This is a genomic window from Tardiphaga robiniae, from assembly GCF_013359755.1.
Classification (GTDB): domain Bacteria; phylum Pseudomonadota; class Alphaproteobacteria; order Rhizobiales; family Xanthobacteraceae; genus Tardiphaga; species Tardiphaga robiniae.
Window position 1 is genome coordinate 20,073 of record NZ_JABMCJ010000057.1, and the last position, 14,631, is coordinate 34,703.

Consider the following 14,631-nt stretch of genomic DNA (forward strand, 5'->3'; position numbering starts at 1 on the left):
GTGTGGCTCTAAAGAATTTCGAATTTGCTGCTGATGGCGATCGGCACGCGAGGAGAAGACGATGAACCAAGAAATTATGAATCTCTTCAATCCGACGACTCCGGCTCAGGTCTTCGACCAGATCCGGATCTCGATTGCGTCCCCGGAGAAGATTCTGTCGTGGTCCTACGGCGAGATCAAGAAGCCGGAAACCATCAATTACCGTACCTTCAAGCCCGAGCGCGACGGCCTGTTCTGCGCCCGTATCTTCGGGCCCATCAAGGATTACGAGTGCTTGTGCGGCAAGTACAAGCGCATGAAGTACAAGGGCATCATCTGCGAGAAGTGCTCGGTCGAAGTGACCTTGTCGCGCGTCAGACGCGAGCGCATGGGTCATATCGAACTGGCCGCTCCGGTTGCGCACATCTGGTTCCTGAAGTCGCTGCCGTCGCGCATCGGCCAGTTGCTGGACATGACGCTCAAGGATCTCGAGCGCATCCTGTATTTCGAATACTACGTCGTTCTCGAGCCGGGTCTCACCGCGCTCAAGGACCGTCAGCTGCTGTCTGAAGAAGAATATCTGAAGGCGCAGGACGAATACGGCCAGGACTCGTTCACCGCGATGATCGGTGCCGAGGCGATCCGTGAACTGTTGAAGGGTCTGGAGCTTGAGAAGCTCGACGAGCAGCTGCGCGTCGAGATGAAGGAGACCGAATCCGACATCAAGCACAAGAAGCTCGCCAAGCGCCTGAAGATCGTCGAGGCCTTCCGCTATTCCGGCAACAAGCCGGAATGGATGATCCTCACGGTGGTGCCGGTGATCCCGCCGGATCTGCGTCCGCTGGTGCCGCTCGATGGCGGCCGCTTCGCGACGTCGGATCTGAACGATCTGTATCGCCGCGTCATCAACCGTAACAACCGCTTGAAGCGTCTGATGGAGCTCCGCGCGCCGGACATCATCATCCGCAACGAAAAGCGCATGCTGCAGGAGGCCGTCGACGCACTGTTCGACAACGGCCGCCGTGGCCGTGTCATCACCGGCGCCAACAAGCGTCCGCTGAAGTCGCTGGCCGACATGCTGAAGGGCAAGCAGGGTCGTTTCCGTCAGAACCTGCTCGGCAAGCGCGTCGACTATTCGGGCCGTTCGGTCATCGTCGTCGGTCCGGAACTGCGTCTGCATCAGTGCGGCCTGCCGAAGAAGATGGCGCTCGAACTGTTCAAGCCGTTCATCTATTCGCGTCTCGACGCCAAGGGTCTGTCCACCACGGTGAAGCAGGCGAAGAAGCTCGTTGAAAAAGAACGTCCCGAGGTCTGGGACATTCTCGACGAGGTCATTCGCGAGCATCCCGTACTGCTGAACCGCGCGCCGACGCTGCATCGTCTGGGCATCCAGGCGTTCGAGCCGGTGTTGATCGAAGGCAAGGCGATCCAGCTGCATCCGCTGGTCTGCTCGGCCTTCAACGCCGACTTCGACGGCGACCAGATGGCCGTGCACGTTCCGCTGTCGCTTGAAGCGCAGCTGGAAGCGCGCGTCCTGATGATGTCGACCAACAACATCCTGCATCCTGCGAACGGTCAGCCGATCATCGTGCCGTCGCAGGACATCGTGCTGGGTCTGTACTACCTGTCGACCATGCGTGCGGGTCTCCCGGGCGAAAACAAGCTGTATCGTGAGATGGCGGAGATCGAGCATGCGCTGCATGCGAAGGTCATCCACCTCCACACCAAGATCAAGTACAGCTGGTCCGGTCTCGATGCGGACGGCAAGCCGGTCACGCGCATGGTGGAAACCACTGCCGGTCGTGCGATGCTCGGTCAGGTTCTGCCGAAGTCGCCGAAGATGCCCTTCGACGTCATCAACAAGCTGATGACCAAGAAGGAAATCTCGGGCGTCATCGATCAGGTCTACCGTCACTGCGGTCAGAAAGAGACCGTGATCTTCTGCGATCGCATCATGGCGCTCGGCTTCTACAACGCGTTCAAGGCCGGCATCTCGTTCGGCAAGGACGACATGGTCGTGCCGGGTTCGAAGTGGAAGATCGTCGACGCCACCCGTGCGTTCGCGAAGGACTTCGAACAGCAGTACAATGACGGTCTGATCACCCACGGTGAGAAGTACAACAAGGTCGTCGACGCTTGGTCGAAGGCGGGTGAAGAAGTCGCCAAGGAGATGATGAAAGAAATCTCCTCGGTGAAGAGGAATGCGGCGGGTGAAGAAGCCCAGATCAACTCGATCTACATGATGGCGCATTCCGGTGCCCGTGGTTCGCCGGCCCAGATGCGTCAGCTCGGTGGTATGCGCGGCCTGATGGCCAAGCCGTCGGGCGAGATCATCGAAACGCCGATCATCTCGAACTTCAAGGAAGGTCTGTCGGTTCTCGAATACTTCAACTCGACCCACGGCGCTCGTAAGGGCCTCGCGGACACCGCGTTGAAGACCGCGAACTCGGGCTATCTGACCCGCCGTCTCGTCGACGTGGCGCAGGACTGCATCATCACGCAGACCGATTGCGGCACCAATCTCGGCATCAAGATGCGTGCCATCATCGACTCAGGTTCGGTGGTCGCATCGCTGGCGTCGCGTATCCTCGGTCGTTCGGCCTGCGAAGACATTCGCGATCCCGCGACCAACAAGGTGCTGATCAAGCGCAACACGCTGATGGAAGAGAAGGACGTCGATCTGCTCCAGCAGGCCGGCATCCAGGAAGTGAAGATCCGTTCGGCTCTCACTTGCGAACTGGTCAACGGCATCTGCGGCACCTGCTACGGCCGCGATCTGGCCCGTGGCACGCCCGTCAACCACGGTGAGGCCGTCGGCGTCATCGCGGCGCAGTCGATCGGCGAGCCCGGCACGCAGCTGACGATGCGTACCTTCCACATCGGCGGCGCGGCGCAGCTCAACGAGCAGTCGGTGATCGAGTCGAACTTCGACGGCAAGATCACGATCAAGAACGAGAACATCGCCAAGAACGGCGAAGGCCACATGGTTGCAATGGTGCGCAACATGGTCATCGCCATCTCTGACGCCGATGGCACCGAGCGTGCGACGTATCGTATCCAGTACGGTGCTCGCGTTCACGTGGCCAACGGCGACATGATCAAGCGTGGCCAGCGTATCGCGGAATGGGATCCGTATTCCCGTCCGCTGCTGACTGAAGTCGACGGCACGATCGGGTTCGAGGACCTGATCGACGGCCAGTCGATTACGGAAACGCTCGACGAGTCCACCGGTATCGCCAAGCGCGTCGTTACCGATTGGCGTTCGTCGCGTGGCGGTGCGGACTTGCGTCCGGCTATCGTCATCAAGGGCAAGGACGGCAAGGTCCTCAAGCTCGCACGTGGCGGCGACGCCCGTTACATGCTGTCGCCCGACGCCATTCTGTCGGTCGACGTCGATGCCAAGGTGACCTCGGGCGACATTCTTGCCCGTGTCTCGATGGAAAGCGCGAAGACGCGTGACATCACCGGCGGTCTGCCGCGGGTGGCCGAACTGTTCGAGGCGCGCAAGCCGAAGGACGCAGCGATCATCGCGGAAATCGGCGGCACCATCCGCTTTGGACGCGACTACAAGAACAAGCGTCGCATCTCGATCGAGCCGCTCGACAAGAACGAGGAGACCCGCGAGTACCTCATTCCGAAGGGTAAGCAGATCCATCTGCAGGACGGCGACATCGTCGAAAAGGGCGATTACATCGTCGAAGGCAATCCGGCGCCGCACGACATTCTGGCGATCAAGGGCATCGAGGAACTCGCTGCCTATCTGGTCAACGAAATCCAGGAAGTTTACCGGTTGCAGGGCGTGCTCATCAACGACAAGCACATCGAAGTGATTGTCCGTCAGATGCTGCAGAAGGTCGAGATTACCGATCAGGGCGAGACCGACATGATCTCGGGCGAGCAGATCGACAAGATCGAGTTCGACGCGCTGAACCTGAAGGCGAAGGAAGAAGGCAAGAAGATCGCGACCGGAAACCCTGTGCTGCTGGGCATCACCAAGGCCAGCTTGCAGACCCGTTCGTTCTTCTCGGCAGCGTCGTTCCAGGAGACCACGCGCGTGCTCACCGAAGCTGCCGTCAACGGCAAGGTGGACCCGCTCGAAGGCCTCAAGGAAAACGTCATTGTTGGCCGCCTGATCCCGGCCGGTACTGGCGCCTCGATGGCGAAGATCCGCGAAGTCGCAATGAAGCGCGACAAGATGATCCTCGACGAGCGCGAGAAGCAGGCGGCGATCGTGCCGTCGGCTCCGGCAGAAGAACCGCTGATGCTGCCGTCGGCCGAGTAATCGGGCCGGGCAGACTTAAGAAACGAAAGGGCCGGCGCAAGCTGGCCCTTTCTCGTTTTGATCTGTTCATTCGGTTGGAAACGGAGAGCGGTCAGATGACATGCGATATTCGGCCGGCTCAAGCCGGCGATGCGGCAGATATCAGCCGCGTCATCATCCGCGCGCTGCGTGAAACCAATGCGAAGGATTACACGCCCGATATCATCGCGCGCGTTGAACTCAGTTTCAGCTCGGCGGCTGTCGAACGATTGATCGACCAGCGCGATGTGTTCGTTGCCGAGATGGACAATCGTGTTGTCGGCACGGCGAGCCTGGATGGGCAGACCCTGCGGACCATGTTCGTCTTGCCGGACGTGCAAGGGCGCGGCATCGGCCGTTTGCTGGTGCAGCGGATCGAGAGGGTCGCCCGCGAACGACAGCTTGCGATTCTGACGGTTCCGGCGACGGTCACCGCAGAGGCTTTTTACGCGAGACTGGGCTTCACGGCCGTTCGCGAGGCCTATCACGGTGAGGAGCGGACCATCGTCATGGAGCGTGTCTTGTCGCCGACCAACTGACCTGCCACTGCAGATCACATCAATGCCATGGAAAAGGCCGGCGAAAGCCGGCCTTTTTCGCGTCTGACGTGTGTTGCGGCGCACTACATGCTTTTGTTCATCTTTCCTTCAGCTGAAAAATGTTTTCACTTGGAGGGGGTTAGCGCGAGTCGACGGGGTCGACGGGCCAGCCTTGCAGCGTCAGCGGATTCCGCTTTGGCTGGGAATACGTTACATCGACCGTTGCCGGATATTGCCGCCGGCAAACACGACGCGTGAAAGAAACCTATGCTTGATCTTGCAATTGTTGGTGGTGGTCCAGGCGGCCTGATGAGCGCCTGGTATCTCAAGAAGAAGCTCGGCGATCTCTGTCGTGTCACCATCTACGAGGCGTCCGACCGCGTCGGCGGCAAGATTCTCACGCGCAAGTTCGATACAGCGCCGGCCATGTACGAAGCTGGCGTTGCGGAAATCTACGATTACTCGATGACAGGGCCGGATCCGCTGCGCGAGTTGATCCAGCATTTCGGCCTGCAGACCATTCCGATGGATGCCGAGCAGGTGCAGCTCGACGGCGAGCTGCTCAACGACGTGCCGGGCATGCGCAAGAAATACGGCGCCAAGACCGCAGCCGCCATTGAAGCCTTCCGCAAGAAGTGCGCGAGCATGGTGTCGCCGATCGAATATTACGAAGGCGTCGGTTCGCACGACAACGAACACCCATGGGCATGGATAAATGCCGAGGAGCTGCTTGATAAGGAAGTCAGCGATCCCATTGCCAAGCGCTTCCTGAAGGTGATGGCGCGCTCCGACATCGCGACCGAGACGCACAACACCAACGGCCTCAATGCGCTGAAGAACTTCGTGATGGATGTCGATGGCTATATCGGCCTCTATTCGATCCAGAACGGCAACGAGCAGCTGATTTCCTGCCTGCAGTCGGAAGTCGATGCCGACATCCGGCTCAATCACCGTGTGCTCAAGGTCGGCAAGACCGAGCAGGGCCGCTATCAGCTCGACATGATGAATGGCAAGGGGCCGGACACCCGCGACTTCGATCTCGTGGTGATGTGCCTGCCGCATTCATGGCTGGCGACCATGCGCTGGGACGGCGAGCAGCTGCGCAAGTCGATGGTCAAGCACGTCGCTTACTTTGACCGCCCGGCGCATTATCTCCGGATCTCGCTGCTGTTCGACACGCCGTTCTGGGGCGAGCAGATTCCCGGCGCCTGGTTCATGTCGGAAGCCTTTGGCGGCTGCTGTGTCTATAACGAGGGCGCCCGCCACGATGTAGGCAAGCACGGCGTGCTGAACTGGCTGGTGCCAGGCTCCGACGCGCTGGCCTTTGCCAACCTCACAGACGATGAGTTGATCGATGCCGCGCTGAAGTCGTTGCCGGTCTCGTTTGGCGATGCGCGCGAGCATCTGCTGGAAGGCAAGATCCATCGCTGGCTGTCGTCGGTCAATGCGATCCCCGGCGGCATGCCGGTGCGCGACGTCATGACCAATCACCGGCCGGAGCCGAAGGATCATCCGGGCCTCGTTGTGGTCGGCGACTATCTGTTCGACTCGACGCTGAACGGTCTGCTCGACTCCTCGGATGCGGCCACCGACATCATCCTCACCGAGATGATGCGCCTGCGCCGCGCGCAGGGTCAGAATGGTACGACGATCTCCGACAAGATTGATCGCGACTATTTCCAGAATTATCGCGGCGTCGGTCCCTACAGCGAGGTCTGGAGCCAGTTTACCGACCCGGCCTATCTGACAAATCTCATCAAGATCGTCTGGGGCCGCGCCAAGGGCTACAAGCTGCTGGTCGCCGGCTCGGCATCAGGCGAACTGGTCGGCGCGCTGCGTGCCAGGGGCATCGACGCCTGGGGTGTCGAGAACAACAAGGCGATCCACGCCAGGACGCCAAAGGCGCTGCAGAAGTTCAACAAACTCGGATCGATCACCGATCTGCCCTTCAAGGCTGGGCAGTTCGATTTCGTATTCGAGACCAGCCTGTGTCACGTGAGCGACAAGCAGGTGGTGACGGCCGTGCAGGAGCTCAACCGCGTCGTGAAGACCGGCCTTGTCTTCGGCTCGGTCACGTCTGACATGGCGCCGGCGGTGATCGATCGCTACGACCTGCTGCGCGGCGTCAAGAAGCTCGGCACCTGGTGGGAGTGGTCGGAACTGTTCTTCGGCAATGGCTTCGACCTGTCGATGCATCGCCGCGACTGCACCGAGGCGGTGTGGGAAGCCACACTGGCCGCCGGCAAGGGACCGGGCCACTGGTATGCCGACGCGGACAGCCTGCGTTACTCGTTCTTCGACAAGGTCGATGCCGAGGATTGATCTTTGGCATCGGCCTTCGGTTGCTTTGCCGAGGACATTCTGATCGCATAGGATCATTGCCGTGGCTGTCCGGGCCGCTTCATTGATTCTTGCGGTCGAAGGACCGTGCAGCAACGGTTCGTTCCATGGCGTCGAAGCCACCTCCAAAGCCTCCATCTGACGACAAGAACGCGGCCGAGCCGGCCACGCCGCTCGATGACAAGTTCGCGCTCCCAGTTGGCGCTGCCGCCGCTTCGGTTCCCAGCACGAAGCCGCCGGCCGTCGAGAAGACGGCAAAAGCCAAGCCTGCCGTCGATGATGACGACGAGGACGAAGACGACGAACTCGATGACGATGATGACGAGGAACTCGTCGTCTTCACCGCGCGCGAGGCCGCCGGCGCCTTCGGGACGGTCTATCGTTTCACGCGGCCGTTGCTCGGCAAGTACCGCAAGCTGCTTGGCTTCGTTGGCTTCGGCGTCCTGGTCGAGACGCTGTTCAACGTCATCATGCCGCTCAGCCTCAAATATCTGATCGACGACGCGCTCGGCGAGGAGGATTTCGACGCGCTGTTCAAGATCCTGTCGGTGCTGGCCGTCGCCGGCATTGTCACGTCGATCGTTGCGATCTGGTACGAGCGCTGGGACGCCAAACTGGCAGCCTCGATCATCACGGATGTTCGCTCGCGTCTGTTCGATCACGTGCAGGATCTGCCGTCGGCCTATTTCGCCCGCACCAAGCGCGGCGAGATACTGTCGCGCTTCTCGATCGATCTGTCGTCTTTCGAGACGGCCATCAAGAGTTTTGCCAACAGCGCATTGCTGCCGTTCCTCGAACTGATCGCCGGCATCGGGCTGATGCTGTATCTGAACTGGCAGCTTGCCGCTGTCGCGCTATTGATTTTCCCGATCACACTGATCGGCCCGCGCATCCTGACGCCGAAGGCCGTGCAGGCCAATTACGACCAGAAGCTCAGCGAAGCATCCGTGCTCGGCATGGTGCAGGAAAACATCGCAGCGCAGGCGGTGATCAAGGCCTTCAGCCTGCAGCGGCGTACCATGGGCTGGTTCCGGCTACGCAACAACGAAACGCGCGACAGGATTGCGGCGGCGACCTTCCTGTCCACGATGGTCGAGCGCTCGGTCACCGTCTCCGTATTGCTGTTGCATTTGGTGGTGCTGGCGATCGGCGCCTATCTCGCCACCAAGGGCCAGATCACCGTCGGTACCTTCGTCACCTTCGAAAGCGCGTTCTGGGAGGTGTCCTACAACATCGCCCACGTCATGCATTTCATTCCGGTGTCGATCCAGGCAGCGGCCGCGGTGCGGCACATGGAGGAAATGCTCGACGAGCCGACACGCGGCGCCGACAAGCCCGGCTCACCGGAGCTGCCGCGCATCGTCAACGACATCACGTTCGATCGCGTCTCGTTCAAGTATGAGAACAGCCAGCAGCCGGTGCTCGACAATCTCAGCCTCAAGATCAATGTCGGCAAGACCGTCGCTATTGTCGGCCCATCCGGTTCCGGCAAGAGCACGTTGCTGAACCTGATCCTGCGGCTCTATATGCCGGACGAGGGCAGGGTGACCATTGACGGCGTCGATATCCGCAAGATCACGCGCGAGTCCCTGCGCGGACACATGGCCGTGGTGTTCCAGGAGAACATGCTGTTCAACATGTCGATCCGCGAGAACATCCGGCTCGGCAAGGAAGGCGCCACCGACGAGGAAGTCGAGCAGGCGGCGCGCAAGGCCGAGATCCATCGCTACATCATGAGCCTTCCGGACAAATACGACACCCAGGTCGGCGAGCGCGGCGATACGCTCTCCGGCGGCCAACGCCAGCGCATTGCGATCGCGCGGGCCGTCGTCCGCAATCCGTCGGTGCTTCTGCTGGATGAGGCGACATCCGCCCTCGACCAGACAACCGAGGCGGCGCTCAACAAGACGCTGTTCAAACTCGCCAAGGGCCGCACCCTGATTTCGTCGACGCACCGGCTGGCCGCCGTGGTGGATATGGACGAAATCATCGTCATCAATGGCGGCAAGGCGATCGAGCGCGGCTCGCACAAGGAGCTGCTGGCGCTGAACGGTACCTATCGCCAGCTCTGGGACGACCAGCGGCACAGGTCATCTGCCAGCGACGATGATGATGACGAGGATGACGACGACGAGTGAGCGCATCTGAAGATGTGTGAGGCGGTCATCCCGCCGTTCGCAGCAAGCCCGCCGCGAGCTGGCGGAAAGCCTCGACAGCTTTCGTAAGGACCGCGCGGGGATCGTCGGCGGCAGCGATCCAGAGGGCGGCGTTGAGGGCCGCGCCATTGATCAGACGGGCCGCCGCTTCGGCATCGACAGGCTTGACCGTTCCATCGTCGATCAGTCGTTGAATCGCCTGTGTTGTCGTGCGCAGGCATGCGGTCTGGTTGGGCCATTGCGAGGGATCGCCGAGCACGGCGGGGCCGTCCAGCAGCATGATGCGCTGGATCTCCGGCTCGAGGGACATTTCGATATAGGCGACGCCCTCGTTGAGGAATCCTTCCCAAGCTGTCGCCGCCTGACCGTGTGCCACGCGCATTCGGACTAGCATCTCTGCGTCGATCTGGTCGATGACGGCCTGCAGCAAACCCTTCTTGTCGCCGAAGTTGTGATAGAGCGCGCCCCGCGTCAGGCCGGCTTCGGCGGTCAGATCGTCCATCGATGCCGCCGCATAGCCTTTGGCGGCGAAAGCCGTCCGGGCCGCCCGGATGAGTTTGGCCCGGGTTTCCTCCACCATTTCCGCTCGTCGTCTCGCGACCACTGTCATCTCCGTAAAGTAACATACGCGCTGTATGCGTATTGACATACGAGGCGTATGCCTGAATATTCTGACATACGGGACGTATATAATCTTTGAACAGGACTGACACCATGACCAAACGCGACGCGATTTTCCCGGCCGGCCGGCAGGCGCTTTACGAGATCAACCGGTATTCGGCGGCGATACGATCGGGCGACCTCTTGTTTGTCTCCGGCCAGGTTGGCAGCCGGGAAGACGGGTCGCCGGAGCCGGTCTTCGAAAAGCAGGTCCAGCTGGCATTCGATAACCTCGCGGCCGTGCTGAAGGCTGCAGGTTGCACATTCGACGACGTGGTCGACGTCACCACCTTCCACACCGACCCGGCCACGCAGTTCGCGGCGGTCAATGCCGTCCGATTGGCCGTGATCGGTGAACCGCCTTACCCGAACTGGACCGCGGTCGGGGTCAACTGGCTCGCGGGCTTCGATTTCGAGATCAAGGTCATCGCACGCCTCCCTGCATCCGCCTGATTGGCTGACCGTGGGCGTCGAATGAGCGGCGGCGTACCGCTCCACTCGACGCTCCGGTAACATTTGCTCCTGATCGGCGCTGCCCGGTGTGCCGATTCGGGACGCGATACGGCTTGCGTCGGATGCGAGTCGGCGGGGCAGGGCGCAAAAACTCCGCAACCCGGGCGATTCTCTTTCATCAAACTGCAACGAATCCGAGTCGCGGATTCTTTCGTGGATGACATGGCGGGCGTCGAAATCGCGTATGTTCTGTCATGATCCACATGCTAGAAGATGCAGTGCGAGAAGCGTTTCTTTCATCGCGCTTTGTTGTTGACTTGGGTATCCCCTGCGGATACAACCCGGCCATTCAACGACAGGCGGTGAGCTTCGCCAGTGTCGGAACGGATCACCCGGTCGGCTTTTCGGAGCTAATTGGGCACCAACCTCGACCAAGAAGCTCAAACGCTGTCGCTATATCAAGGCAATGCCAAAACGACGTTTGTCTCCTGAGAGACTTCTCTCGTGAGATTAAATTCGAATGCATGACCTCGGTGCAGGCCTAAAGACGTAAGTCTGGCGGTCATGATCGCGGTCCTCTGTGGCGTTAAGCGCTTTCCGTTCAGCAATGAATGGTTGGCGTGATTTCGTTTTGCGTGAAGCTTTTCACGTGATGCGAACCGTGGGGCAGGTTGCTCCGATGTGATTTTGAGGAAGCCGTTACGGCTTCGAGCGAACTAAAGGGTGAAGGCTGACATGCCGACGATCAACCAGCTGATCGCTACTCCGCGCGCAATTCAGAAGTCGCGCAAGAAGGTTCCTGCGCTGCAGCAGTCGCCGCAGAAGCGCGGCGTTTGCACGCGCGTCTATACGACGACTCCGAAGAAGCCGAACTCGGCGCTTCGTAAGGTTGCCAAGGTGCGTCTGACCAATGGCTTCGAAGTCATCGGTTACATTCCGGGTGAAGGTCATAACCTTCAGGAGCACTCCGTGGTCATGATCCGCGGCGGTCGCGTCAAGGATTTGCCCGGCGTGCGTTACCACATCCTCCGCGGCGTGCTGGATACCCAGGGCGTCAAGAACCGTAAGCAGCGTCGTTCGAAGTACGGCGCGAAGCGTCCGAAGTAAGCCGGGGTCTGATCGATGTCTCGTCGCCATTCAGCTGAAAAGCGTGAAGTTAACCCGGATCCGAAGTTCGGGAACGTCATCGTCACCAAGTTCATGAATTCGATCATGTATGACGGCAAGAAGTCTGCCGCCGAAACCATCGTTTACGGTGCTTTCGAAATGATCGAAGCGAAGACCAAGCAGGGTCCGCTCGGCGTGTTCGAGCAGGCTCTGGAAAATGTGATGCCGACGATCGAAGTTCGTTCGCGTCGCGTTGGTGGCGCCACCTATCAGGTGCCGGTTGAAGTCCGCAGCATTCGGCGCCAGGCGCTGGGCATTCGCTGGCTGATCACCGCTGCACGCGCTCGCAACGAGAAGACCATGACCGAGCGTCTCTCGGCTGAGCTGCTCGATGCTTCGAACAACCGTGGTAACGCCGTGAAGAAGCGGGAAGACGTGCACAAGATGGCGGAAGCCAATCGCGCATTCTCGCACTATCGCTGGTAACGGCGAAACTCCGGAATTTAAGGAACATCCCATGCCTCGCGTACATGCCATTGAGGACTACCGTAACTTCGGTATCATGGCGCATATCGATGCCGGTAAGACGACAACGACCGAGCGCATCCTCTATTACACTGGCAAGAGCCACAAAATCGGCGAAGTGCACGAAGGTGCCGCGACGATGGATTGGATGGAGCAGGAGCAGGAGCGTGGCATCACCATCACGTCCGCTGCCACCACTGCATTCTGGAATGGCCATCGCCTGAACATCATCGACACCCCCGGCCACGTCGACTTCACGATTGAAGTCGAGCGTTCGCTGCGCGTGCTCGACGGCGCCGTGTGCGTTCTCGACTCCAACCAAGGCGTCGAGCCGCAGACCGAAACCGTCTGGCGTCAGGGCGACAAGTACAAGGTTCCGCGGATCGTTTTCGCGAACAAGATGGATAAGACCGGCGCTGACTTCTACAAGTGCCTGCAGGACATCATCGACCGTCTCGGTGCGAAGCCCGTTGCGATCCAGCTGCCGATCGGCGCGGAGAACGACTTCGTCGGCATGGTCGATCTCGTGATCATGAAGGCCTATATCTGGAACAACGAGGCCCTCGGCGCGAAGTACGAGACCGTCGACATTCCGGCTGACCTGGTCGAGAAGGCCAAGGAATATCGCGAGAAGCTGCTCGAAGCCGCCGTCGAACTCGACGATGAGGCGATGACTGCTTACCTCGACGGCACCGAGCCGGACGAGGCGACCCTCAAGCGTCTGATCCGTAAGGCCGTGCTGACTGGCGCGTTCTACCCGGTTCTCTGCGGCTCGGCTTTCAAGAACAAGGGCGTGCAGCCTTTGCTCGACGCGGTTGTCGATTATCTGCCGTCGCCGGTTGACGTTCCTGCCATCAAGGGCACGGACGAAGATGGCAACGAGATCCTCCGCAAGGCGGACGACAAGGAGCCGCTGGCTCTGCTCGCATTCAAGATCATGGACGATCCGTTCGTCGGCACCATCACCTTCTGCCGCATCTATTCGGGTGTTCTGCAGAGCGGCACCGGTGTCGTGAACTCGACCCGTGAGAAGAAAGAACGTATCGGCCGCATGCTGCTGATGCATGCGAACAACCGCGAAGACATCAAGGAAGCCTTTGCCGGCGACATCGTCGCTCTGGCTGGCCTCAAGGAAGCCCGCACCGGTGACACGCTTTGCGATCCGGACAAGCAGGTCATTCTCGAGCGCATGGAATTCCCGGAGCCGGTGATCGAAATCGCGATCGAGCCGAAGTCCAAGGCCGACCAGGAAAAGCTGGGCGTCGCTCTGGCGAAGCTCGCTGCGGAAGATCCGTCGTTCCGCGTGTCGACCGACCACGAGTCCGGCCAGACCATTCTGAAGGGCATGGGCGAACTCCATCTCGACATCAAGGTCGATATTCTGCGCCGTACCTACAAGGTCGATGCGAATATCGGCGCGCCGCAGGTGGCGTTCCGTGAGAAGATCACGAAGCGCGCTGAAGTCGACTACACCCACAAGAAGCAGACCGGTGGTACCGGCCAGTTCGCCCGCGTCAAGTTCGTGGTCGAGCCGGGCGAGCCGGGTTCGGGCTTCGTGTTCGAATCCAAGGTCGTCGGTGGTTCGGTTCCGAAGGAATACATCCCCGGCGTCGAAAAGGGTCTCAACAGCGTCATGACCTCGGGCGTGGTCGCGGGCTTCCCCGTGGTCGACGTTCATGTCCAGCTGGTTGACGGCGCCTATCACGACGTCGACTCGTCGGCATTGGCCTTCGAAATTGCTTCGCGCGCGGCACTCCGCGACGCGCTGCAGAAGGGCAAGTCCGTTCTGCTCGAGCCGATCATGAAGGTCGAATGCGTGACCCCGGAAGACTACACCGGTTCGGTCATCGGCGACTTGAACTCGCGGCGCGGTCAGATTCAGGGTCAGGACATGCGCGGCAACGCCAACGTCATCAACGCGATGGTGCCGCTCATGAACATGTTCGGTTACGTGAACACGCTGCGCTCGATGAGCCAGGGTCGTGCAACGTTCTCGATGTCATTCGATCACTACGCGGAAGCGCCGGCCAATGTGTCGGCAGAAGTCCAGAAGAAGTTTGCCTGATTGTCGTTAGCGACAGTTGACGACTAAACGGAGAGAGTCATGGCCAAAGCAAAATTTGAACGTAACAAGCCGCACTGCAATATTGGTACGATCGGTCACGTTGACCACGGCAAGACGTCGCTGACGGCGGCGATCACGAAGGTGCTGGCAGAGACGGGTGGTGCCACGTTCACCGCTTACGACCAGATCGACAAGGCGCCCGAGGAAAAGGCCCGCGGCATCACCATTTCGACGGCACACGTCGAATACGAGACCGCCAACCGCCACTACGCCCACGTCGACTGCCCCGGCCACGCCGACTATGTGAAGAACATGATCACCGGCGCCGCGCAGATGGACGGTGGCATCCTGGTTGTGTCGGCTGCCGACGGCCCGATGCCGCAGACCCGCGAGCACATCCTGCTCGCCCGCCAGGTCGGCGTTCCCGCGCTGGTCGTGTTCCTGAACAAGTGCGACATGGTCGACGATCCGGAACTGCTCGAGCTCGTGGAAATGGAAGTCCGCGAA

The 14,631-nt window shown here is 60.3% G+C and carries 10 protein-coding genes; 9 read left to right on the plus strand and 1 reads right to left on the minus strand.

Annotation, left to right across the window (positions count from 1 at the left end):
* Nucleotides 1–61 precede the first annotated feature (61 nt).
* From rpoC to HP556_RS01095, 4 genes are all read left to right on the plus strand, one after another.
* Nucleotides 62–4,261: a DNA-directed RNA polymerase subunit beta' gene (gene rpoC, locus HP556_RS01080; RefSeq protein ID WP_093762211.1), complete on the plus strand. Its 4,200-nt coding sequence runs from the start codon at nucleotides 62–64 to the stop codon at nucleotides 4,259–4,261.
* Nucleotides 4,262–4,356: 95 nt separating this feature from the next.
* Entirely contained in the window at nucleotides 4,357–4,818 is a 462-nt protein-coding gene (locus HP556_RS01085) for a GNAT family N-acetyltransferase (protein WP_175365588.1), read from the plus strand.
* A 267-nt stretch (nucleotides 4,819–5,085) separates the two neighbouring features.
* Nucleotides 5,086–7,140, plus strand: coding sequence for an FAD-dependent oxidoreductase (locus HP556_RS01090; protein ID WP_175365589.1), 2,055 nt, complete (start codon nucleotides 5,086–5,088; stop codon nucleotides 7,138–7,140).
* 125 nt (nucleotides 7,141–7,265) lie between these two features.
* Entirely contained in the window at nucleotides 7,266–9,296 is a 2,031-nt protein-coding gene (locus tag HP556_RS01095) for an ABC transporter ATP-binding protein (protein WP_089268284.1), read from the plus strand.
* A gap of 25 nt (nucleotides 9,297–9,321) precedes the next feature.
* On the opposite strand, the gene HP556_RS01100 is transcribed toward HP556_RS01095, so the two are convergent.
* On the minus strand, nucleotides 9,322–9,924 hold the full coding sequence (locus HP556_RS01100; RefSeq protein WP_246297292.1) for a TetR/AcrR family transcriptional regulator: 603 nt from the start codon (nucleotides 9,922–9,924) through the stop codon (nucleotides 9,322–9,324).
* A gap of 104 nt (nucleotides 9,925–10,028) precedes the next feature.
* On the opposite strand from HP556_RS01100, the gene HP556_RS01105 reads away from it, so the two are divergent.
* From HP556_RS01105 to HP556_RS01125, 5 genes are all read left to right on the plus strand, one after another.
* Nucleotides 10,029–10,427 (plus strand): RidA family protein, encoded by a 399-nt coding sequence (locus tag HP556_RS01105; RefSeq protein WP_175365590.1) that lies wholly within the window; start codon nucleotides 10,029–10,031, stop codon nucleotides 10,425–10,427.
* Between the two features lie 735 nt (nucleotides 10,428–11,162).
* Nucleotides 11,163–11,534, plus strand: a complete 372-nt coding sequence (gene rpsL / locus HP556_RS01110) for a 30S ribosomal protein S12 (protein ID WP_068731626.1) — start codon at nucleotides 11,163–11,165, stop codon at nucleotides 11,532–11,534.
* A 15-nt stretch (nucleotides 11,535–11,549) separates the two neighbouring features.
* Nucleotides 11,550–12,020, plus strand: a complete 471-nt coding sequence (gene rpsG, locus HP556_RS01115) for a 30S ribosomal protein S7 (protein WP_068731502.1) — start codon at nucleotides 11,550–11,552, stop codon at nucleotides 12,018–12,020.
* 31 nt (nucleotides 12,021–12,051) lie between these two features.
* Nucleotides 12,052–14,124, plus strand: coding sequence for an elongation factor G (gene fusA, locus HP556_RS01120; RefSeq protein ID WP_089268268.1), 2,073 nt, complete (start codon nucleotides 12,052–12,054; stop codon nucleotides 14,122–14,124).
* Between the two features lie 39 nt (nucleotides 14,125–14,163).
* Nucleotides 14,164–14,631, plus strand: a 468-nt coding sequence (locus tag HP556_RS01125) for a GTP-binding protein (protein ID WP_175365591.1), incomplete at its 3' end; no start/stop codon positions are given.

Coding starts and splice junctions, on each gene's coding strand:
- rpsL (WP_068731626.1), top strand. CDS start 11,163: ATGCCGACGATCAACCAGCTGATCGCTACTCCGCGCGCAATTCAGAAG.
- HP556_RS01085 (WP_175365588.1), top strand. CDS start 4,357: ATGACATGCGATATTCGGCCGGCTCAAGCCGGCGATGCGGCAGATATC.
- HP556_RS01105 (WP_175365590.1), top strand. CDS start 10,029: ATGACCAAACGCGACGCGATTTTCCCGGCCGGCCGGCAGGCGCTTTAC.
- HP556_RS01100 (WP_246297292.1), bottom strand. CDS start 9,924: ATGACAGTGGTCGCGAGACGACGAGCGGAAATGGTGGAGGAAACCCGG.
- HP556_RS01095 (WP_089268284.1), top strand. CDS start 7,266: ATGGCGTCGAAGCCACCTCCAAAGCCTCCATCTGACGACAAGAACGCG.
- rpoC (WP_093762211.1), top strand. CDS start 62: ATGAACCAAGAAATTATGAATCTCTTCAATCCGACGACTCCGGCTCAG.
- HP556_RS01090 (WP_175365589.1), top strand. CDS start 5,086: ATGCTTGATCTTGCAATTGTTGGTGGTGGTCCAGGCGGCCTGATGAGC.
- rpsG (WP_068731502.1), top strand. CDS start 11,550: ATGTCTCGTCGCCATTCAGCTGAAAAGCGTGAAGTTAACCCGGATCCG.
- fusA (WP_089268268.1), top strand. CDS start 12,052: ATGCCTCGCGTACATGCCATTGAGGACTACCGTAACTTCGGTATCATG.